Genomic DNA, 21,899 nt, shown 5'->3' with positions numbered 1-21,899 from the left:
AGCATTACACTCCCTTAGAATTTGGGTTAACAAACGGCATCATTTCGCGGAGTTCACGGCCTACCTGCTCAACGAGGTGATTTCTTTCCCGGGCGTTGGTAGCGTTGAATTCTGGACGGTTCGCCTGGTTTTCTGCAATCCATCCTTTAGCAAAACGGCCGGTTTGAATATCAGTCAGAATGCCTTTCATGGCCTGTTTGGTATCTTCTGTTACAATGCGCGGTCCAGCCTGGAAATCTCCCCACTGGGCGGTGTCTGAAATGGAATAGCGCATACCTTCAAGACCGCCTTCATACATCAAATCAACGATCAGCTTCAGCTCGTGCAGGCACTCAAAATAGGCAATTTCCGGTTGATATCCGGCTTCAACAAGCGTTTCGAACCCGGCTTTAACAAGCGCGGACGTTCCGCCGCAAAGAACAGCCTGTTCCCCGAAGAGATCGGTTTCTGTTTCTTCCTGGAAAGACGTTTCTAAAATACCGGCACGACCGGCGCCAATTTGTTTTGCATAAGCAAGTGCAGAGTTCATGGCATTTCCACTTGCATCCTGATACACAGCATACAGGGCAGGCACACCGGCTCCCTGTTCGAATGTCCGGCGCACAATATGTCCCGGCCCTTTAGGTGCTACCATGAATACGTCCACATCTTCCGGCGGCACAATCTGGCTGAAATGAATATTGAAACCGTGCGCAAACGCAATCGCTTTTCCAGCTTTAAGCTCCGGCTTGATTTCTTCTGTGTAGATCGTCGGCTGATACTCATCCGGAAGGAGGATCATGATAACGTCTGCTTTTGCTGACGCTTCTTTTACAGAATATACTTCAAATCCATCCTCCGACGCCTTGTCCCATGACTTTCCTCTGCGGAGTCCAATGATAACGTGAACGCCGCTTTCGCGAAGGTTTTGGGCGTGGGCGTGGCCCTGAGAGCCATAACCTACGATTGCTACTGTTTTCTCCTGAAGTGCTGCCTCATTTACATCGTTGTTATAAAATACCTTTGCCATTGCTAGAACCTCTCCTTTTATGAATACTCATTAATTAATAATGGAATACCTGGTTTGATCATTGCTTTTTTTCGTAGCTCTTTGGAAAGCCGTTACACCCGTGCGGGCCATTTCTTTAATGCCGTACGGCCTTAAGAGATCGATGAGCGCCTCTACTTTCGGTGTGTCCCCAGTTACCTGAATCGTGACGCTTTCTCTGCCGACATCGATGACTGTGGCACGGAACGGGGCAATTAAATCCGATATTTCTCCACGCTGGCCGGAACCTGTCATGACTTTAATCATCGCGAGTTCTCTGGCTACAATCGCTTCATCGGTAATATCACGGACTTTTAGTACGTCCACCTGTTTGTTCAGCTGCTTGATGACCTGGTCGAGCCCCCGTTGGTCACTCACGTTCACCACGAATGTCATTCTCGACACCTCCGGGTTTTCCGTCATCCCAACCGTGATGCTTTCAATATTAAAATGACGGCGGGCAAACAGGCCCGTAATGCGGTTCATTACTCCTGTTGTATTGTTTACTGTCGCTGTAATGGTCCGCCTCATGGTTTCACTCCTTCCATTTGATGATGCCCCTGCCCGGGAGCGATCATCGGATACACATTTTCTTCTTCGTGTACTCTGCAGTCGATAACCACCGGGCCATTATAATTAAATGCTTCTTCAAGCACTCCTGCTACTTCATTTTCGTCAGTGATTTTGTACCCTTTAATATCGTACGCTTCCGCCATTTTCACGAAATCCGGCTGGATCGGGAACAGGGAGTTCGAATACCGCTCTTCATAAAAGAGCTGCTGCCACTGGCGGACCATACCAAGGGAGGCATTATTGACCAAAAGCACCTTCACCGGCAGATTCAGCTCCTGCAGAATCGATAGCTCCTGCATTGTCATTTGAAAGCCGGCATCTCCAAGAATAGCTACCACCTGACGGTCCGGCTCAGCAAACTGGGCACCGATTGCAGCTGGAAACCCGAATCCCATTGTTCCGAGTCCTCCGCTTGTCACCCAGGCGTTCGGATGGTCGAATTTATAATACTGGGCAGCCCACATTTGGTGCTGGCCAACGTCCGTCGTGATAATCGCTTCGCCATTAGTTTTCTCATACACTAACTCTGTAAGCTTCTGCGGTTTAATATACTCAGAGCCTTCCTTGTACCAGAGCGGGAATTCCTGCTGCCATTCGTCCACTTTCATTCTCCAGCGCACGCTTTCGCCAGGCTGTGGGTTTACTTCATTCAAAAGGCGAAGGGCTTCTTTGGCATCCCCCACTACCGGGATATGCGTTTCAATGATTTTACCGATCTCTGCCGGATCAACGTCAATGTGGGCGACTGTCGCCTGCGGGGCGAAGTGCTCCAGATTCCCGGTGACACGGTCGTCAAAGCGGGCGCCAATATTGATAAGCAGGTCAGCTTCGTGGAGGGCCATATTGGCTGCATACGTTCCGTGCATTCCGGCCATGCCAAGCGCCAGTTCATGAGTACCTGGAAATCCGCCAAGTCCAAGAAGCGTTGAAGCAACCGGAATCTGCTGCTGTTCAACGAATTCAAGCAGTTCCGGGGAAGCACCGGCATGCAGAATGCCCGCTCCGGAGAGAATTACCGGACGCTTGGCTTTCGTTACTGCCTCGGCAAGCTTGCGGATCTGAAGTTTGTTTGGTGTGTACGTTGGCTGGTAGCCAGGGAGGTTCGGCTCATCATCGTAATGAAACATTCCAGAGGCAATGGATACGTCTTTAGGAAGGTCAATTACGACCGGTCCCGGACGCCCTGTGGTAGCAATATGGAATGCTTCCCTGATAATTCTCGGCAGGTCTTCTACCGTTCGTGCCTGAAAATTATGCTTCGTGATCGGCATCGTAATACCCAGGATATCTGCTTCCTGAAAAGCGTCCGTACCAATCACGGAGGTAGCTACCTGACCGGTCACAACCACAAGAGGGAGAGAGTCAATCATAGCGTCAGCAATGCCGGTGACCACGTTTGTAGCTCCTGGTCCTGACGTTACGACACACACACCGGGCTTCCCTGAAACTCTTGCATATCCCTCTGCTGCATGAATGGCCCCCTGCTCATGCCGCGAAAGGATATGACGGATACCGGTACGGTAGATTTCGTCGTAAGTGGGAAGAATAGCCCCGCCGGGATAGCCGAAAATAGTGTCTACATTTTCCCTGGCCAAAGCCTGGATCAGCATGCTTGAGCCACTCATTTCCTGGTTTTCGTCTTTCAGTTCGCGCCCTTTTACTTCTCTCACTCTTGTATTCATACTCGCTCCTCCTTTTATACTCAAATCTTTTCTTTCTCACTGCCTGCCTCTATATACGCCCTCCGAGAAGGGAACTACTGGATAATAAAAAACGCCCTTTCACCTCCAATAGACAGCTGCTGCTGCTCTAAAGGGGCGAAAAGACGTCTGCTTTTCACGGTACCACCCTTTTTTACAATAAGCTCGCACTTATTGCCTTAAGAACCGCTTTTCCGGTTCGGTTTGCCATAACGGAGGCCCACTCGGCATCCGGCTTTCCCTACTCAGGTTCAGGAAAGCTCTCAAGGGGGAGTTCAATACGATTTCCTGCTGCTCTTTCAGCCACGGCAGCTCTCTGTGAAGGAAAATACATTATTTACTGGTCCCTGTCGTCGATTTCTCAATACTATTTAATTATATTGTACATCTATTCAGTCAATTAGCCAATCTCTATGCGGGAATTGTCTGAATAAACTTTTACTCCGTCCTCTACTACTTTCTGTCTGAAAGCGCGCAGAAGACGGTTTGTTTCTTCTCCCGGCTCCCCGTCCCCAATTATTCTTCCGTCTACCTTCACAACGGCAATGACTTCTGCAGCTGTGCCGGTCAGAAAGACCTCCTCGGCGGTATAGACGTCGTGTCTTGTAAAGGCCTCTTCGCGCACGTCGTATCCCATGTCTGCAGCCATTTCCAGAATCGCCTGCCGGGTGATTCCCTCTAAAGCTCCAATGTATCCCGGCGGCGTCATCAGCGCTCCATTTCTAATAATAAAGATATTATCTGCGGACCCTTCCGCGACATACCCCTGATCGTTCAGCATCAATGCCTCACTGACGCCGGCCAGGCTTGCTTCCATTTTCACCAGTATATTATTCAGATAATTTAATGATTTCACCTTAGGACTTAACACATCCGGCCGGTTCCGCCGGGTCGCCACTGTCACAATTTCAAGGCCGTGCTCATAAAATTCTTTTGGATAGATTGCAAGCTCCTCTGCGATAACTATGATAGAAGGATTTGCACACGATGCAGGATCCAGGCCAAGGTTTCCTACGCCTCTTGAAACGACAAGCCGGATATAAGCATCTTCAAGTTTATTTTTCTGCAGTGTCTGCCTGATGATTTCCGTCATCTCTTCTTTAGATTGAGGTATATCAAGCATGATCGATTTCGCAGAGTGGTATAAACGCAAAAGGTGTTCATCCAGCTTGTAAATATTGCCATTGTATACGCGAATGCCTTCGAAAACGCCATCGCCGTATAAAAAACCATGATCATATACGGAGATTTTGGCATCTTCCTTTTTGACGAATTCTCCGTCCAAAAATATCCATTGTTCCGACACTGATATCACCTCTGCGTCCCTTCAATCTATCGTCTGCCTTTCTAATTTAACAGGGTAATGTGTACACCCTCAAAAGGCAAATGTTCTTTCTCTGACTACATTTTTAACGTTTGACGTATATATTACGCCCAATCTAGTTTGTGGTCAACCATTTTAAATAAACTTTTTAGATAATTTGTACTTCTGCATCAGATATAAGTTCCAGTGTCCACTATGCTGAAATATAATCTTCCATATTTTCCGCTTTTCTCTTTTCCAACAGCGGTTTGAAAGTAAAATAAAAGGGACAGAAAAGGAGGCCCCTTTTCTGTCCCTTGAACATATCGATAATTAAAAATGGCGTCCCAGGCAGGACTCGAACCTGCGGCCTACAGCTTAGAAGGCTGTTGCTCTATCCAGCTGAGCTACTGGGACATCTGTTTTTTGCGACATTCATTATGTTAAAATATTTTTCCTTAAAAGTCAATAAAGGTTTCCAGAGGGATTTTATTCACCCTCTGGAAACGGAAAGCTTTTTGAAAGATCAAGAAGTTCATTGCCTGAGTCTCTCTCGTAAAAATGGACGTTAATCGACTGGCCCTGATTGGAGACATTTACGATAGCATACGTCTGTTCGGGCCGTTCCTGCGGAAGCAGCAGGCTTCCGGGATTCACAAAAATTGTTCCGTCTTCTTCGAACGCCCCAGCTACGTGAGTATGGCCGGAGCATACCAGGTCAGCGTTGATTTGCTCAGCTTTAGAAAAGAGCGAAGCATACGATGTTTTTACCTGGTATAAATGTCCGTGAGTAAGATACGTTTTAATGTGCCCCACATCTACCGTTAATTCATCAGGGAAATTTCCCGGACTGTCGACATTGCCCTGTACGATGTGCACATTATTTAACATTTTGTCATCCGGCGAGGCTTCCGAATCCCCGCAGTGCAGCACAGCGCTTACTCCTTCCTGATGACGGTCCAGTACCTGCTTTAATACTTCTTCGCTTCCATGATTGTCGCTTACCACTAAAATGTCCATTGATTCTGCCTCCAACTCTTTATGATTCATAAAATTATTTTCAGCTGTCCAGCAGCAGCTTCCGGCCCTGAGCCCAAAGCTTTTCAAGCGCCCTGCCCCGATGACTGATACGGTGCTTTTCTTCTGCATTCAACTCTGCCATCGTCTTTTTGTAGCCTGGCAAATAGAACACAGGATCATAACCAAAACCGTTAGTTCCAGCCCGCGCCTCTGCTATTTCCCCTTCACACGTTCCCGTAAATGTATGCACACTTCCGTCTGGCAGTGCCACGGCCAGCACACAAACAAAACGGGCGCTGCGTCTATCACGAGGAATATGCTTTAATTCCTGTAAAACTTTTTCCATGTTCGCTTCGTCATCTTTGTTTTCTCCTGCATACCGGGCAGAGTACACGCCCGGACGGCCGTCTAAAGCATCAATCTCCAGACCTGAATCGTCTGCAATCACTGTACAGTTGAGATGGTCTCTCACAGCCTCTGCTTTAATAATGGCATTTTCTTCAAAGGTAACGCCTGTTTCAGGGATATCGTCAATCTTTTTCTCCAGTAAAGATTCCACTTTATACTGACTGCCAAACATGTGTTCAAACTCTTTTACTTTGCCAGCGTTTTTTGTAGCTATTACGATCGTTTTCAATTACACCATCCTTCCGCTGCCATCATCTGAAAACTTTTCTTCGATAGAAGCCGCTGCGGGCCCAATAACCTGCTTTTGAAGCTGAATGATCTCATATACTCCTGTCTCTGCAGTATCGAGCATATCATTAAGCTGCCCTCTTGTATACGAGGCTTCTTCCCCTGTACCCTGTACTTCTACGTATTCCCCGTTTCCAGTCATCACTACGTTCATATCTACATTTGCCTGTGAATCTTCTGAATAAGCAAGGTCGAGGATGGTCTTCTGTTCAGCGTCAAGCCCTACAGATACAGCCGCTAAATAATCCGTTATGGGAAAGCCTTTAAATTTCCCCTGCTCGTGGTAGGACTGCACAGCCATAGCAAGTGCAATAAAGGCTCCTGTTACCGAAGCGGTACGAGTCCCTCCGTCAGCCTGAATGACATCGCAGTCAATCCATACGGTGCGTTCACCGAGAAGTTTTAGATCCACTACCGCCCGGAGCGCACGCCCAATTAAGCGCTGAATTTCCATAGTCCTTCCCGTAAGCTTGCCCCGTGCCGCTTCCCGGATATTACGGGTTTCAGTCGCTCGTGGCAGCATCGAGTATTCTGCCGCAATCCATCCTCTTTTCTCCCCACGCATAAAAGGGGGGACCCGTTCTTCAATACTCGCCGTACAAATCACCTTTGTCTGTCCAAAGGAAATCAGCACCGAGCCTTCAGGATGCTTTAAATAATCTGTTTCAATTTGAATAGAACGAAGTTCATTCCATTCCCTTCCGTCCAATCGATTCATACAATCTTCCTTTCTTTTCACTCCCGGTAAACCTTCCGCTAGTATCAAGCCGAATAGAAACTACCTGTTCTATATGCTGGTCCATCCATTGGTTTGCTATGTTTCGGAATTCTGTTTCAGGGCCTGTAGTATAAAACCTGTGAATTGGAGGAATATCTCCCGCATTTAAGGTTTCATGATAATTAAGCAGCGTGCTTACTTCCCTGGCTGTTTCATCGCCGGAGGAAATCAACTGGATGTCCGGCCCAACTGCTTCCTGGATGACACTTTCAAGCAATGGGTAGTGAGTACAGCCTAAAATCAGCGTATCATACGAAACGTGCTCTAATGGCAGCAGTGTCTGCTTCACGATATCGAGAACGGCCTTCCCCTCGCATTGCCCCTGCTCAACAAGCGGAACGAATGGCACACATGCAAGCGAGGTGACTTCTACCTCTTCATTTATGGACTTCAAGGCCCGTTCGTATGCGCCGCTGCTGACGGTGCCACTCGTACCGATAACGGCTACCTGATCTGTCTTTGTTACTTTCAGTGCGGAGATGGCTCCAGGAGTTATTACACCTACGACCGGAATGTCCAACGCCTGTTTTACTTCTTCAAGAACCACGGCTGTTGCTGTGTTACAGGCGATCACAAGCATTTTAATATTCTCAGACTGCAGCCGCTCAATCATCTGCCAGGTAAAGATCCTTACTTCTTCAATCGGCCGCGGGCCATACGGACATCTGGCAGTGTCCCCTATGTATATCATTTCTTCTTTTGGCAGCTGCCTTAAAATTTCCCGGGCAACAGTCAGGCCTCCGAGGCCTGAATCAATAACGCCAATAGGTTGTTTCATGTTTGCTTCTCTCCATTTTCAGCCCGTGTTGTCCGGACTTGGACTAACCAGGTTTTTTCACTCTATGCCCTGCCTCAGGACTACTACCAATATTATAATTTTTGTAAAGAGCTTTTTCACTCAGGAACATCAACTTTTTCAGTATACAAGAAAATGAGCGTTTCATCACCCACAAAAAAGCCTGGAACCTATCAACGGTTCCAGACTTTTCACTTGCCTGCGTCCTGCTTACTGAATGATAAACCCTCTGTTTTCCACAAGCTCAGCGATTTCATCCGCTGTGGCACATTTCATCGCTTCTTCTACAAGCCCTTCTGCATCTGTTTTCTTCAACGAACGCAGCTGGGTTCTTGCCGGGAGCACTGAGGTGGCGCTCATGCTGAATTCATCCAATCCTAGCCCTAACAGAAGAGGAACCGCTGCAGGTTCGCCAGCCATTTCGCCGCACATTCCTGCCCACTTGCCTTCTTTATGAGCAGCGTCGATTACGTTTTTAACTAAACGAAGAATCGCCGGGTGGTAAGGCTGATACAGATGAGCAACTTTTTCGCTCATCCGGTCCGCAGCAAGTGTGTATTGGATTAAATCGTTAGTACCTATACTGAAGAAGTCCACTTCTTTAGCAAAAATTTCTGCTGCCGCCGCTGTGGAAGGAATTTCTACCATAATACCTACTTCAATATCATCGGAAACTTCGATATTTTCACCCTGGAGCTCTTCTTTTGCCTCCGCGAGCATCGCTTTGGCTTCACGGACTTCTTCTACTGTAGCAACCATCGGGAACATAATTTTTAACTTCCCGTAGGAGCTCGCCCGCAAGAGAGCGCGGAGCTGTGTCCGAAACATATCTTTTTTTTCGAGGCACAGACGGATCGCTCGAAAGCCGAGAAACGGATTCATTTCTTTTGGCAGATCCAAGTATGGAAGTTCTTTATCGCCGCCGATATCAAGCGTACGTATAACTACTGGTTTTCCCTGCATGCGCTCAAGCACTTCTTTATAAGCCTCAAACTGCTCTTCTTCAGAAGGAAGTTCATTTCTGCCCATGTACAAAAACTCTGTCCGGTATAAACCGATGCCTTCTGCTCCGTTAGCTAAGACGCCGTCGAGGTCGTTCGGGGTACCAATATTAGCTGCCAGTTCTACCGTGTGCCCGTCCTCTGTTTCCGTCGGCTCGTTGACCAGCTTCGCCCACTCTTCTTTCTGGCGGTTAAACTGTTCTAGCTTTTCTTTGTACTCCTGGACTTCGGCATCACTTGGATTAACGATAACCCGGCCCTCCAGGCCGTCTACAATCAAAAGGTCGTCCTGATTAATCGTGTCCGTTGCTTCTTTTGTGCCCACGACAGCCGGAATTTCCATCGATCTGGCCATAATAGCAGAATGAGACGTACGCCCGCCGATGTCTGTAGCAAAGCCTCGAACATATTCGTTCAATTGGGCCGTATCAGACGGGGTCAGGTCATCAGCAATAACTACTACTTCCTGGTCAATCGTTGCCAGGCTGGTGTTCTCAAGACCAAATAAATGCATAAGAACACGTTTTGACACATCCCGGATATCTGCGGCGCGCTCTTTCATGTATTCATTATCCATGTTCTCAAACATATCCACATACATATTGGCTACTTCGCTGAGAGCATATTCTGCATTGGCGCTCTCTTCCGTAATTTTACTGGAGACACCATCCATAATCTCAGGATCCTCCAGAACGAGCAGATGGGCAGAGAAAATCTCCGCCTGGTCTTCTCCCATGTCCTGAAGTGTTTTTTCCTTAATCACCTGAAGTTCATGCTTGGACTCCTGAACTGCTTCTTTAAATCTTGTGATCTCGTCCTGGGCGCTATCCACCGTTTTTTTACTTACGTCTAATTCCGGTTCTTCCAAAAGAAAAGCTTTTGCAATCGCTATTCCTTTTGAGGCAGCAATCCCTGTCAGGCTGGCACTCATTATTCTCCAAGCCCTTCTTTAATCACTTGATCCACTGCTTCCATCGCTTCCTCTTCATCGTTGCCTTCAATTTTAACCGTTACCTCGGATCCTTTTCCAACGCCGAGAGACATAACGCCCATGATGGATTTCAAGTTTACCGATTTGCCGTTGTATTCTAAAGAAATGTCTGAAGAAAACTGGCCGGCTTTGTTTACAAGCTGCGTCGCCGGACGCGCGTGGATTCCTGTTTCGTTTGTAATAGTGAATGTTTTTTCCTGCATGATTTATACCCCTTTTCAATATAGATCGCTTTCACTAAGAAGCACGCACCATGTGCGCTTTTCTGGAAAGCAGGCTTTTTATATTGTACTTCACCCTTAATAAAGTCGCAACTGCGATCTGCTCCATAAACCCGGAGCCTTGTACACTGCTATTATCAACGGTTTCAGTATGTAAATACTGTTATATTGTACCACTGAGTTTTATGGGAAACAAGAATAGGCGCAGCAGCCGGCTTTCTTATAGTGAACAAAGCTGCTTTCGCTGTATTGGCAGGCAAAACGGTCAGTGACTTTTCATAAATATAATAAAAAAGACAGCCCGGGGGCTGCCTTTTTATTGTATTAGTTTCCGCCGCCAAAAAAGTTTTTAAACGACTGAATGTTTGTTTCACGATTCATCGCTGCAATGGAAGTTGTTAAAGGGATCCCCTTCGGACATACTTCCACACAGTTCTGAGAGTTACTGCAGCTGCTGATGCCGCCTTCGCCCATCAAAGCTTCCAGCCGGTCGGATTTATTCATTTCTCCTGTCGGGTGGGAGTTGAATAAACGAACCTGGGAGATAGCTGCCGGTCCGATAAACGAAGAATTATCATTTACGTTCGGGCAGGCTTCGAGGCATACTCCACACGTCATGCATTTGGAAAGCTCATATGACCATTGACGTTTGTTCTCTGCCATTCTAGGCCCAGGGCCCAGGTCATATGTGCCGTCAATTGGAATCCATGCCTTCACTTTTTTCAGCGAATCAAACATCCGGCTTCTGTCTACCTGAAGATCTCTCATAACCGGGAATGTTTTCATCGGTTCTAGACGAATCGGCTGCTCAAGCTGATCAATAAGGGCAGTACAGGACTGGCGGGCCGTTCCGTTAATAATCATCGAACATGCACCGCATACTTCCTCTAAACAGTTCATATCCCAGATAACAGGGTTCGCCTGATTGCCCTGGCTGTCGATAGGATTTCTACGGATTTCCATTAGAGCAGAAATGACGTTCATATTTTCTCTGTAAGGAACCTCAAATTCCTGGTCATAGGAGGGGCTGTCCGGGTCGTCTTGCCGGGTAATTATAAACTTCACTTTTTTTGCGTCGGTTTCTTCCGGGTTACGCGTTTCTTGTGCTTGTGCATCACTCATTAGTTACTTGCTCCTTTCTCAGAAGATGCTTTTGCCTGGGAGTAGTCCCGTTTTCTCGGCTTAATCAGCGAAGTGTCGACATCTTCATACTCAAATTCAGGGTGATTGGTCTGCGGGTTGTATTGAGCCTTCGTCGTTTTCAGGAAGTCTTCATCATTACGCTCCGGAAACTCTGGCTTATAATGCGCACCGCGGCTTTCATTACGGTGGTAAGCCCCCAGAGTCATCACGCGGGCCAAATGAATCATTCCTTTAAGCTGGCGCGTAAACATGGCCGCATGGTTGTTCCATTTGGAACTATCGTGCATGTTGATATTTTCCCAGCGCTCGAGAAGCTCCTGGAGCTTGTCATCTGTCTCAAGCAGCTTATCATTATGCCGGACCACGGTCATATTGTTTGTCATCCACTCGCCAAGTTCATTATGAAGTGCATATGCATTCTCAGTGCCGTCCATATTCATAATTTTGTCGAACTCCTGCTGTTCTTCCTGTTTCTTTGTTTCAAAAAGCGAAGAAGAAAGATCTTCCGCTGATTTCTCCAGGCCGTTGGCGTATTCTACTGCATTCGGCCCGGCGACCATGCCGCCGTAAATAGCGGAGAGCAGAGAGTTGGCACCAAGACGGTTACCACCGTGCTGGGAATAGTCGCACTCACCGGCGGCGAAAATGCCGGGGATGTTTGTCATTTGATTATAATCTACCCACATGCCGCCCATGGAATAGTGTACGGCAGGGAAAATTTTCATTGGAACTTTCCTTGGATCATCACCCATGAACTTTTCATAGATTTCCATAATACCGCCGAGTTTTACATCAAGCTCCTGCGGATCTTTATGGGAAAGATCCAGATAAACCATGTTTTCTCCATTAATGCCCAGTTTCTGGTTAACACAAACATCAAAGATTTCGCGTGTGGCAATGTCCCTAGGAACCAGATTACCATAAGCCGGATACTTTTCTTCCAGGAAGTACCATGGCTTGCCGTCTTTGTATGTCCAGATGCGACCGCCTTCCCCGCGCGCAGATTCACTCATCAGACGGAGTTTATCGTCGCCGGGAATAGCAGTAGGATGAATCTGGATGAATTCGCCGTTGGCATAGTTAACACCTTGCAAATAAAGCGACGAAGCAGCAAAGCCGGTATTAATCATTGAGTTCGTAGATTTTCCGAAAATAATGCCGGGGCCGCCTGTAGCCATAATGATCGCGTCTGCACGGAATGTTTCAATTTCCATCGAACGAAGATTTTGGGCGGCAATGCCTTTACAGGTTTGTTCTTCATCGAGAATAGCTGAAAGAAATTCCCAGCCCTCGTATTTGTTAACAAGGCCTTCCACCTCATAGCGGCGAACCTGTTCATCCAGTGCATATAACAGCTGCTGTCCCGTCGTAGCACCAGCGTATGCCGTACGGTGGAACTGCGTGCCTCCAAAACGGCGGAAGTCAAGCAGCCCTTCCGGAGTACGGTTAAACATAACGCCCATGCGGTCCATCAGGTGTATAATCCCTGGCGCTGCTTCTGTCATAGCTTTCACTGGAGGCTGATTTGCTAAAAAGTCGCCTCCATATACAGTATCATCAAAGTGTTCCCATGGAGAGTCGCCCTCCCCTTTTGTATTGACAGCACCGTTCATGCCGCCCTGAGCACAGACAGAGTGAGAACGTTTTACCGGTACAATTGAAAACAAGTCCACTTGAGAACCTGCTTCAGCGGCTTTGATTGTTGCCATCAGTCCTGCCAGCCCGCCGCCTACGACAATAACTTTTCCATTACTCATGCGGATGTTTCACTCCTTTAGTTTAGTAAAAAGCTTATCTTATACGAATGCAAAAATAGCCCGCAGGCCAATCACAGACATTGCTACGAAAACGACCAGCGTAAAGTATGTTGCAGCCAGCTGGGCTTTTGGTGTAACCGTAATGCCCCATGTAACCAAAAAGGACCATAAACCGTTAGAAAAGTGGAAGGTAGCAGACAGTATGCCTACAATGTAAAATGCGAGCATCCAAGGATTCGCTACAATGTCTGCCATCATCTGGTAGTTCACCTCAGCGCCAAAGAACTGCGCCTGCACCCATGTATCCCAGACGTGCCAGGTAATGAACACCAACAGGAAGACGCCGGTGATACGCTGAAAAATGTACATCCAGTTACGGAAATAGCCGAAGCGCTTCGCGTTTGCTTTACCCTGAAATACGATAAAAAGTCCATAAATACCATGAAACAATATAGGAATATAAATGAGAAACATCTCTAAAAAGATACGAAACGGTAAGTTTTCCATAAAGTGAGCCGCACCGTTGAATGCTTCAGCACTCCTTGTCGCGAAATGGTTTACTACAAAGTGCTGCATCAAAAACAGTCCAATTGGAATGATACCAAGAAGCGAGTGCAGCCTCCGGGCGGCAAATTCCTTATTTAAAGCCATATTCATCCTCCTCCATTAGCATAAAAATTCTCTCTCCATCCTGTTAGTCTGTAATGCTTTCTTTTCCGGCTCCATTACCCCCTTGCTGAACTTTCCACCGCCCGCACAATAAATAGAAGTACAGCTTTCCGTTCTCTATGTACATATATGCCGGCTGCGCTTCCTGCTTCTTTTCCATTAGTGCAAAATGCATATGCATGCACGATACAACCAATTAGTCACAAAATGGAAAAGAAATATTCAAGGAATTGTACGAAACGTTACGTTAATTGTACTCCCCCTAAAATTACCCGTCAAGAAAACGTATACAGCATTTCAAACGTATGTTATTCATTCTTTATGCGCTTCACTCTCCCGTCAATAAAGAAAGCCGGAGGACATCCTCCCCGGCTAGCCAATAATTATGCGTTCTGTTGGATATCTATAATGAGATTTTGTCTCTTTCTTTTTCACCGAGAATAAAAACACTAAAATCCCCACGCGTCCAATAAACATCAGGCACATGAGCAACAGATGGCTCGGAGTGGAAAAGTCATCCGTTAATCCGGTGGAAAGTCCACAGGTTCCGAAGGCCGAGCTTGTTTCAAAAATAATATCAATTAATTCTACTTCCGTATTGCCACGCTCGAAGGCACTGATTAAAGTAATCGCTGCAAGCAGCCCTACAATAAAAAAGGAAATGACAATAAAAGTCCGCTGCTTATCCTCCGGGTCAATCTGACGGTTGAACACTTTTACATCTGAACGTCCGAGCGCAAAGCTTCGAATGGTTAAAAACATTACCGCAAGTGTAGTAGTACGGATACCTCCCCCCACACTCGACGGGCTCGCTCCAATAACCATTAAACCGGACATCAGCAGAAGCGTCGGCATGGAAAACGCCGAAACGTCCATCACCGATAATCCGGCACTTCTTGTAGTCGCAGAGTTAAACATCGAGAAGAAGAACTGCTGATGCCATGCCATGCCGTCATAATAAAATCCGAATTCAAGCGCCCATATACTGACGGCACCAAGTACAAACACGAGAAAATAAGTAGTCGTCGTCACTTTTGTGAACAGGCTGAAATTAAAGCGTTCCCGGTTTGTTAAGTATTCCCTGACCTCCATCAGAACCGGAAATCCAATAGCTCCAGCAAAAATCAATGTTATTACCACAAACAGGACGTAATAGTCTTCAGCAAACGGAATGAGAGACTGTCCTGTAACGTCAAAGCCGGCATTGGTGAAAGCACTCAACGCCGCAAACCCTCCCTGGTAGTAAGCCTCCCAGGTTGAATCAAAGTAACGCAGAAAGTAGGTGCCAAGTATCAGCATCCCCATTGCTTCGATCCCTAAAGCAAGAAGCAGAATGTTCCTCATTAGCTTGACCATTCCCGAAAACTTGTACTGATTCTGGTCCACCATAATCAGTAATCGCTGAGATAAATTAATTTTTCTTCCAAAAACCATCCACACAAAGGTGCCGAGTGACATAATTCCAATGCCGCCTACCTGCATTGCCAGCGCTAAAAATGCTATCCCAACAGCGCTCAGCGTGTCAGATACCTGAATGACTGTCAGGCCGGTTACGCTAACAGCTGATACTGAGGTAAATAAAGCTTCGATATATGTTAATTCATGCCCCGGCTGGTGGGAAATAGGAAGCCAGAGCAATAAACTGAACAACAGCATTGAAAAAACGTAGGCACCGATGATCATACGAAATGGCGTCATTTTTTCTGCAAAAATATTTTTCATATCGGTCCCTCCGTCATAATCGTGCATTAGTATATCATGTATGATTTTGGGAATCTATAGAGATTTCCAACTCCAGCATGTATAATATCAGATGAAGAAAGTGGTGATGGAAATGGAAGAAGAAACAAATAAATCAACTGCCTTCGGGTATGAATTGCTTCGAAAAAATGTCCTCCCTGATATTTTAGGCTCGGACGAGCATGCAATATTATACTGGGCGGGTAAACAGCTTGCCCGCAGCTATCCCTGCAGTTCACCGGCGGAAGTAGCTGATTTTTTCCGCGATGCCGGCTGGGGTGAGATCGAATGGAAAAAAGAAAGAAAAAAGGATGCCATCGCTGAACTGTCTTACTACGCCAAGGAAGCTCCATATACGAAAGCGTTAGAGGGCGGATTTTTGGCAGAGCAATGGTCACAGATGAAAAATACGTACGCCGAAACCTACATAGAAGAAAAGCAAAAATCTATCACTATGCATATTAAATGGGAGTAATCCAACCGCTGTCTCAAAGCAAAACGTTCGCTGATACGCATCAGCGAACGCTTTTTATTTGGAAAGTGTAGAATCTTCTTCCAGCTTTTTCATCAGTTCCATAATAACGTCATCCGGAAGCGAAAGTTGTTTAAAATCCTCAAAGGATGCTTCCTTCATTTTTTTCACCGATCCAAAATGCTTCAAAAGCATCTGCTTCCGTTTTTGTCCAATTCCATTAACATCATCTAAAAGGGAAGAGAACATCGTTTTTCCACGCGTTTGGCGATGAAATGTAATCGCAAAACGGTGCACTTCATCCTGAACGCGCTGCAGCAGGTAAAAGGCGGAGCTGTGGCGTTCAAGCGGCACTCTTGCAGCTTCCTCCCCCATTAAAAGCTCTGACGTTCGATGCTTGTCATCTTTGGCAAGCCCGGCTACGGGAATATTTAGGCCAAGTTCGTCTTCGATAACGCTGACAGCTGCACTTAACTGTCCTTTTCCGCCGTCAATAAGAATTAGATCCGGAAGCGCGGCTTCGTCCTTTAACAGGCGGATGTATCTTCTTCGTACGACTTCCCGCATTGACGCATAATCATCCGGTCCCTGCACGTCTCTGACCTTATATTTTCTATATCCTTTTTTCCAGGGCTTGCCGTCTACAAAAGTAACCATTGCAGCTACTGGATCTGTGCCCTGTATATTTGAGTTGTCAAAGGCTTCCATGCGGTATGGCGTATCAATGCCCATTGCTTCTCCGAGCTGTTCAACCGCTTTAATTGTCCGCTCTTCATCCCGTTCAATCAATGCGAATCGATCACTGAGCGCCTGCCGCGCATTTTTCTCCGCCAAATCAAGCAGTTCTCTTTTCTGGCCGCGCTTTGGCTGCTGAACCCGCACATTTACAAACTGTTCAGCTATCGCTGCATCTACTGAGCCCGGGATGAATATTTCCGATGGCTTCATGTGCTGCTCCTGCATATAAAACTGTCCCAGAAAGGTTAGAAAATCCTCTTCCGGCTCCTGATACATTGGAAAAAGGGAAACGTCCCTTTCAATTAATTTTCCCTGTCTTACAAAAAATACCTGCACACACATCCAGCCTTTATCATAGCTGTAGGCAAAGACGTCTCGGTTTACCTGGTCTTTTACAGACATTTTTTGCTTTTCCATCACAGAGTCAATATGCTGTATTTGGTCCCTCAGTTCTTTGGCCCGTTCAAACTCCAGCTGTTCGGAAGCAGTCTCCATTTTGGTTTGAAGCTCCGCCCGGATTTCATGGTGGCCGTTGTTTAAAAAACGGGCGATCTGCTGAATCATATCGTCGTACTGGTCTCTTGTCACCGTAAACTCACATGGAGCCAGACACTGGCCGATATGATAATACAAACAGACCCGGTCTGGCATCGTCCGGCATTTACGCAGCGGATATAATTGGTCGAGCAGTTTTTTCGTTTCATTTGCCGCACCGGCATTCGGGTACGGGCCGAAGTATTTCCCCCCGTCCTTTTTTACTTTTCTCGTGATAATAAGGCGTGGATGCTCTTCGTTGGTAATTTTAATATACGGATAGGACTTATCATCTTTAAGAAGCACATTGTATTTTGGTTCATACTTCTTAATTAAGTTCATCTCAAGAATCAATGCTTCTAGATTAGAGGACGTCATAATATATTCGAAATCGGTAATTTCCATCACAAGCCGCTGGGTTTTTCCATCATGCGAACCGGTAAAGTAGGATCTCACCCGGTTTTTTAACACTTTTGCCTTACCTACATATATAACGGTACCGTGTTTATTTTTCATTAAATAACAGCCTGGCTGATCCGGCAGAATCGCCAGCTTTTCCTTTAATTGAGTCATGTGCCCAACCCCTCTTGGCGTGTAGTATCTATGGTGTTTTCCTTCTTTTAAAGAAAAGGAAACAAAAAACTGCCGGCCCAGAGACCAGCAGTTTCGTGTTTTACAAATGTTTGTTCAAAAGCTCCACCAGTTGTTCTTTAGGCTGAAAGCCGACAACCTGTTCGACGACTTCGCCGTCTTTAAAGATCATCAGAGTTGGAATGCTCATTACGCCGTATTTTCCGGCTGTTTCCTGATTCTCATCTACATCCAACTTAGCAATTTTGATTTGTTCGCCCATTTCTGTGTCGATTTCTTCTAGTACTGGAGCGATCATTTTACAAGGCCCGCACCACGGTGCCCAAAAGTCCGCAAGTACTACTCCGTCGGACGTTTCACCTGCAAAGTTTTGGTCCGATACATTGACAATAGCCATGAATGGTTCCTCCTTTATATCTCTATCTTTGCATTTATTCTTCGTTATTATAGCATTCCCGCGCTTTACTGGCTAACGTTTAGCTTAAACTTTTCCAATGGTGCTGCCTGGGCTATACTTCTGTCCGCAGCGCCTGATACATTATTTCCGAAAGCAGCGGGCCCTGGGCTGCCAGCGAATAGCTTCCCTTTTCCATCACCCACGTAGTGATGGCTTCATTGAGTATCCCGACAAAACAGATCCTGCCAATCTCTGTGGAAAGTGATCCAGGGAAGACCTGTTCTTCTTTTCCCCTGTTAATAATATCAATAACCGCCTGAAAAAATGGTGACAGTATGCGCTGCATATTGTCATGGATCTCCCCTTTTGTCTGCAAAAGTTCAAAGTGGGCAAGCGTAGCGAGCTCCGGTCGATTTTCCATGAATTCAAGCTGCAGCTGGGCCATTTCAAACAATTGCTCTTTGACAGAAATGGTTTTTTGCATAATTATCTCCAGCTTTTGCATGAACTGCTGCATATTCTCTTCGAAAATAGAAATTAATATATGCTCTTTATTATTAAAATACAAATAAATAGTTCCGTCTGCTACCTTTGCTTCTTTAGCAATGTCCGACACTTTCGCCTGGTGATAACCGTGCTCAGCTATCACTTTCATTCCTGCTTCGATGATCTGTGCATGCTTTCTGTTTGGATTTTTCCCCATTTTATCCGTCACCCTTTCAAACAAAACCATCCATCATGCCGGTTTTCGTTTCACCCTGACGAAATATGCCTTTAAAAACGCCTCACTCTCGTAACAGAGTAAGGCGCTTCTTGCGTTTGGGTAATACTGGCATAGTATTTAAGTTAGTTCTAAATGTACATAATCCGCGCAGGAATGTCAACCGAAACGCACTTAAATAGTCCTAAAAAATTAACTATTTGTGGCTAATAAATTACATTTTTTTCTATTTAAATGATAATCCCGGCTCCTATTACAAAAGATATCCCTACGGAAATAATAAAGGAAATGATTCCTACTGCACGGTTATCTTTACTGATTTCCTCATCGACTTTAAACATGGGAGTAAGAAATTCAAATATAAGATAGCTTAAAATTAATAGCACAAAACCAAAAAATCCCCACAAGAGCATAAACAAGATGCCGTCATTGTGCATGATGGAATAATGAAGAATGTTGGATACCCCAAACAGCTTTCCGCCGGTCGCAAGAGCGACAGCGATATTTCCTTTTTTTATTTCTTCCCAGTTACGATACGGGGTAATAATTTCAAATATCCACAAAAAGATTACCAGAGAGAGCACAGCAACGCTGAAGTTCCCGGCTGTATTTATAAAAGCATTGTCCATCCACACATCCACATGCACCCCTCCGCTTATTTAAGTTCTGCCACCGTGTTACCGATCCCGCCTTCGTTCATGCCGCCATCCCTGGTGGATTTGATACTGGGATGGTTTCTTAAATATTCTTTTACGCCTTTACGAAGCGCCCCCGTGCCTTTGCCATGGATAATGTGGACTTCACGGTAGCCAGCCAGCACCACTTCATCAAGATATTTTTCAAGGCGCTGCACCGCATCCTCGTACCTTTCACCACGCAAATCCAGCTCGGGCCTGGCCGGAGCGGCTGTAGAAGTTGTGGATACCTGTCGCTTGGGCTCTTTAGCGGGCTCTGATTTAAGCTTCTCCATTTCTTCAGGCTTCACTGTCATTTTCATAATACCAAGCTGCACCTGGAATTCGTTGTCATTCACTTTTTCCACGATGTGTCCGCGCTGTCCGAAGCGAAGCACCTTCACTTCATCCCCTACTTCAAAGGTACGCTCCTTCTGTGCTTTTTGTTTCACTTGTTTTTGCTTTTTGGTCATCGTAGGAGCCGCCTGTTCCATCTGGCGACGGGCTTCAATCAGGCGGTGCTCTTTAATCTCGGCCCCTTCTTTCTGCATTTCCTTCAGCTCAGCAATAATTTCTTCCGCCTGGGCTTTCGCCTTATCAACTTCGTTCTTCGCTTTGCCTTCGGCGTTTGCGATAATCTGGTCCCGTTTTTGCAGCACTTCGTTCCAGGCATTATTTAATTCCTGCCAGAGTCTGGCCGCTTCCTGCCGGAGGTCATCCGCCTCCTGCCAGACTGATTCTGTTTCTTTTCTTTGTTCATCCAGGGAAGCAATCATTGTTTCGACCTGTTTTGTATCTGTGCTCATTTCTTTTTCCGCATTCGAAATAATGGCATCAGGAAGGCCAATTTGCCTCGAAATGGCAAATGCATTACTTCGGCCTGGCACGCCCACAAGCAGGCGGTAAGTCGGCCTCAATGTTTCCACATCAAATTCAACGCTTGCATTCATCACCCCGGCACGGTTATACGCATAGCCCTTCAGTTCACTGTAATGTGTGGTGGCGATCAGCTTCCCTCCGGCCTCCTGAACATAGTCCAGGATACTGACCGCAAGAGCCGATCCTTCTTCCGGATCGGTGCCGGCGCCTATTTCATCAAACAGTACAAACGAATTGCTGTCCACCTGCTTAACAATATCTACAATATTTGTCATGTGGGATGAAAACGTACTTAAGCTTTGTTCAATCGATTGTTCATCCCCAATATCGGCAAATACTTTCGAAAATACAGCAGCTTCTGCTTCTTCTTCTGCGAGCACAAACAACCCGGACTGGGCCATAAGCGTAAGAAGCCCAGCCGTTTTCAGCGTTACGGTTTTGCCGCCTGTATTAGGTCCGGTAATAACAAGCGTTCCAAATTCGCCTCCAAGTTCCAGGTCAAGCGGCACCATTTCTTCCGGGTCAATAAGCGGATGCCGCGCCTCCATAAACCGGAATCTGCCTTCATCGTTCAGTTCCGGCTGCACTGCTTTTTGGTCTCTTGCATAGTAGGCTTTTGCGAATGTGAAATCAAGTTCGGTCAGCGTATTCATATTCACCAGAATCTCTTCCCCATCTTCAGCAATATACGAAGACAGCTCCTGAAGAATCCGCTCAATTTCCCGCTGTTCTTTCACTCTTGCCTCTCTTAGTTCGTTATTCATCGAAACGACCGCCTGCGGCTCAATAAAAAGAGTAGCCCCTGTTGAAGACTGATCGTGGACAATACCGCCAAAAGACGAACGGTATTCCTGCTTCACCGGCAGCACGTACCGGTCATTACGTATCGTTACGATGGAATCCGACAGTCGTTTTTGCTGATCCGGCGACCTGGTATACTGTTCAAGCTTCGAACGTACCGACGATTCAAGGCTTCTCATTTGCTGGCGGAGGCCGCGCAGGGCAGAGCTTGCACTGTCAAGAACCGCCCCGTTTTCATCTATACAATCCCGGATTTGCTTTTCAATCTCCGGCAGCGTCACTATCTGACGTACCAGACCTTCAAGCAGTGGAAGATCCACCGTTTCTTCTGTCATATCCAGAATAAATGAGCGTATCCGGCGCCCGGCGTACAGCGTATCCGAAACCTCGTTCAACTCACCGGCGTTCAGCATGCCTCCGATTTGCGCCCGGCGCACGTGGGCGTGGATCTGGCGTATACCGCCAAGCGGCGCCTGCCCCCGCAGCCGGATTACTTTGGCCGCTTCTGCGGTGAAGTTCTGTGCTTCTTTCGCCTCTCCCAGCTCCCGGTAGGGGTGCAACTGTTCTATCCGCTCCTTTGCCAGAGTCGAACCAGCATGAGCCTGCAGCTGTTCCTTCATTTTTTCGTATTCCAGCACGCGAAGTGTTCTATCATTCACCAATGCTCACCTCTTTGG

At 46.6% G+C, this 21,899-nt stretch carries 20 protein-coding genes, 1 tRNA gene and 1 other annotated feature; of the genes, 1 reads left to right on the top strand and 20 read right to left on the bottom strand.

What is annotated here, in order from left to right; all coding sequences use genetic code 11:
• Window positions 1-4: 4 nt before the first annotated feature.
• The 15 genes from ilvC to B5066_RS10065 form a co-directional block, all read right to left on the bottom strand.
• Window positions 5-1,009, bottom strand: coding sequence for a ketol-acid reductoisomerase (gene ilvC, locus B5066_RS10135; RefSeq protein ID WP_079475807.1), 1,005 nt, complete (start codon window positions 1,007-1,009; stop codon window positions 5-7).
• A gap of 30 nt (window positions 1,010-1,039) precedes the next feature.
• Window positions 1,040-1,558: an acetolactate synthase small subunit gene (ilvN, locus tag B5066_RS10130; protein WP_079475806.1), complete on the bottom strand. Its 519-nt coding sequence runs from the start codon at window positions 1,556-1,558 to the stop codon at window positions 1,040-1,042.
• A complete protein-coding gene (gene ilvB / locus B5066_RS10125) occupies window positions 1,555-3,282 on the bottom strand; it encodes an acetolactate synthase large subunit (RefSeq protein WP_079475805.1) in 1,728 nt (575 codons plus the stop codon). Before ilvB ends, ilvN begins: the two co-directional genes overlap by 4 nt.
• Before the next feature lie 128 nt (window positions 3,283-3,410).
• Window positions 3,411-3,663, bottom strand: a binding site (T-box leader).
• Window positions 3,664-3,700: 37 nt separating this feature from the next.
• Window positions 3,701-4,606: a branched-chain-amino-acid transaminase gene (gene ilvE, locus B5066_RS10120; protein ID WP_079475804.1), complete on the bottom strand. Its 906-nt coding sequence runs from the start codon at window positions 4,604-4,606 to the stop codon at window positions 3,701-3,703.
• Between the two features lie 337 nt (window positions 4,607-4,943).
• Window positions 4,944-5,020 (bottom strand) — tRNA-Arg (locus B5066_RS10115).
• Between the two features lie 72 nt (window positions 5,021-5,092).
• Window positions 5,093-5,623 carry a metallophosphoesterase gene (locus B5066_RS10110; protein ID WP_179124086.1) on the bottom strand — a complete coding sequence of 177 codons (531 nt, stop codon included), beginning with the start codon at window positions 5,621-5,623 and terminating at the stop codon, window positions 5,093-5,095.
• A gap of 40 nt (window positions 5,624-5,663) precedes the next feature.
• Window positions 5,664-6,260, bottom strand: coding sequence for an XTP/dITP diphosphatase (locus B5066_RS10105; RefSeq protein WP_079475802.1), 597 nt, complete (start codon window positions 6,258-6,260; stop codon window positions 5,664-5,666).
• The gene (rph, locus tag B5066_RS10100) at window positions 6,261-7,037 is read right to left on the bottom strand and encodes a ribonuclease PH (protein ID WP_079475801.1); all 777 of its coding nucleotides are present in this window, start codon (window positions 7,035-7,037) and stop codon (window positions 6,261-6,263) included. It abuts the gene before it with no gap.
• Window positions 7,006-7,875 (bottom strand): glutamate racemase, encoded by an 870-nt coding sequence (gene racE, locus B5066_RS10095; protein WP_079475800.1) that lies wholly within the window; start codon window positions 7,873-7,875, stop codon window positions 7,006-7,008. Before racE ends, rph begins: the two co-directional genes overlap by 32 nt.
• A gap of 228 nt (window positions 7,876-8,103) precedes the next feature.
• The gene (ptsP, locus tag B5066_RS10090; RefSeq protein WP_079475799.1) at window positions 8,104-9,825 is read right to left on the bottom strand and encodes a phosphoenolpyruvate--protein phosphotransferase; all 1,722 of its coding nucleotides are present in this window, start codon (window positions 9,823-9,825) and stop codon (window positions 8,104-8,106) included.
• On the bottom strand, window positions 9,825-10,088 hold the full coding sequence (locus B5066_RS10085) for a phosphocarrier protein HPr (protein ID WP_022793139.1): 264 nt from the start codon (window positions 10,086-10,088) through the stop codon (window positions 9,825-9,827). Before B5066_RS10085 ends, ptsP begins: the two co-directional genes overlap by 1 nt.
• Before the next feature lie 342 nt (window positions 10,089-10,430).
• On the bottom strand, window positions 10,431-11,228 hold the full coding sequence (sdhB, locus tag B5066_RS10080) for a succinate dehydrogenase iron-sulfur subunit (RefSeq protein WP_079475798.1): 798 nt from the start codon (window positions 11,226-11,228) through the stop codon (window positions 10,431-10,433).
• Window positions 11,228-13,006 (bottom strand): succinate dehydrogenase flavoprotein subunit, encoded by a 1,779-nt coding sequence (gene sdhA, locus B5066_RS10075; RefSeq protein WP_079475797.1) that lies wholly within the window; start codon window positions 13,004-13,006, stop codon window positions 11,228-11,230. The genes sdhB and sdhA overlap by 1 nt, the downstream gene beginning before the upstream one ends.
• A gap of 39 nt (window positions 13,007-13,045) precedes the next feature.
• Window positions 13,046-13,657, bottom strand: coding sequence for a succinate dehydrogenase cytochrome b558 subunit (locus tag B5066_RS10070; RefSeq protein ID WP_079475796.1), 612 nt, complete (start codon window positions 13,655-13,657; stop codon window positions 13,046-13,048).
• Between the two features lie 390 nt (window positions 13,658-14,047).
• Complete coding sequence (locus B5066_RS10065) at window positions 14,048-15,397, bottom strand: TrkH family potassium uptake protein (protein WP_079475795.1); 1,350 nt, start codon at window positions 15,395-15,397, stop codon at window positions 14,048-14,050.
• A 91-nt stretch (window positions 15,398-15,488) separates the two neighbouring features.
• Between B5066_RS10065 and B5066_RS10060 the strand changes: the two genes are divergently transcribed.
• Window positions 15,489-15,890: a DUF2507 domain-containing protein gene (locus B5066_RS10060; RefSeq protein WP_079475794.1), complete on the top strand. Its 402-nt coding sequence runs from the start codon at window positions 15,489-15,491 to the stop codon at window positions 15,888-15,890.
• A 54-nt stretch (window positions 15,891-15,944) separates the two neighbouring features.
• Here B5066_RS10060 and uvrC read toward each other — a convergent pair whose 3' ends face one another.
• From uvrC to B5066_RS10035, 5 genes are all read right to left on the bottom strand, one after another.
• Window positions 15,945-17,732 carry an excinuclease ABC subunit UvrC gene (uvrC, locus tag B5066_RS10055; RefSeq protein WP_079475793.1) on the bottom strand — a complete coding sequence of 596 codons (1,788 nt, stop codon included), beginning with the start codon at window positions 17,730-17,732 and terminating at the stop codon, window positions 15,945-15,947.
• A gap of 100 nt (window positions 17,733-17,832) precedes the next feature.
• On the bottom strand, window positions 17,833-18,147 hold the full coding sequence (gene trxA, locus B5066_RS10050) for a thioredoxin (RefSeq protein ID WP_022793132.1): 315 nt from the start codon (window positions 18,145-18,147) through the stop codon (window positions 17,833-17,835).
• Window positions 18,148-18,259: 112 nt separating this feature from the next.
• Window positions 18,260-18,850, bottom strand: a complete 591-nt coding sequence (locus tag B5066_RS10045; RefSeq protein WP_094908457.1) for a TetR/AcrR family transcriptional regulator — start codon at window positions 18,848-18,850, stop codon at window positions 18,260-18,262.
• Between the two features lie 248 nt (window positions 18,851-19,098).
• Window positions 19,099-19,497, bottom strand: a complete 399-nt coding sequence (locus tag B5066_RS10040) for a DUF350 domain-containing protein (RefSeq protein ID WP_079477010.1) — start codon at window positions 19,495-19,497, stop codon at window positions 19,099-19,101.
• Between the two features lie 26 nt (window positions 19,498-19,523).
• Window positions 19,524-21,881, bottom strand: coding sequence for an endonuclease MutS2 (locus tag B5066_RS10035; RefSeq protein WP_079477009.1), 2,358 nt, complete (start codon window positions 21,879-21,881; stop codon window positions 19,524-19,526).
• Between the last annotated feature and the right edge of the window lie 18 nt (window positions 21,882-21,899).

The sequence above is a fragment of the Marinococcus halophilus genome (genome assembly GCF_900166605.1).
GTDB lineage: Bacteria > Bacillota > Bacilli > Bacillales > Marinococcaceae > Marinococcus > Marinococcus halophilus.
This window is presented reverse-complemented; position numbering and strand designations above follow the sequence as displayed.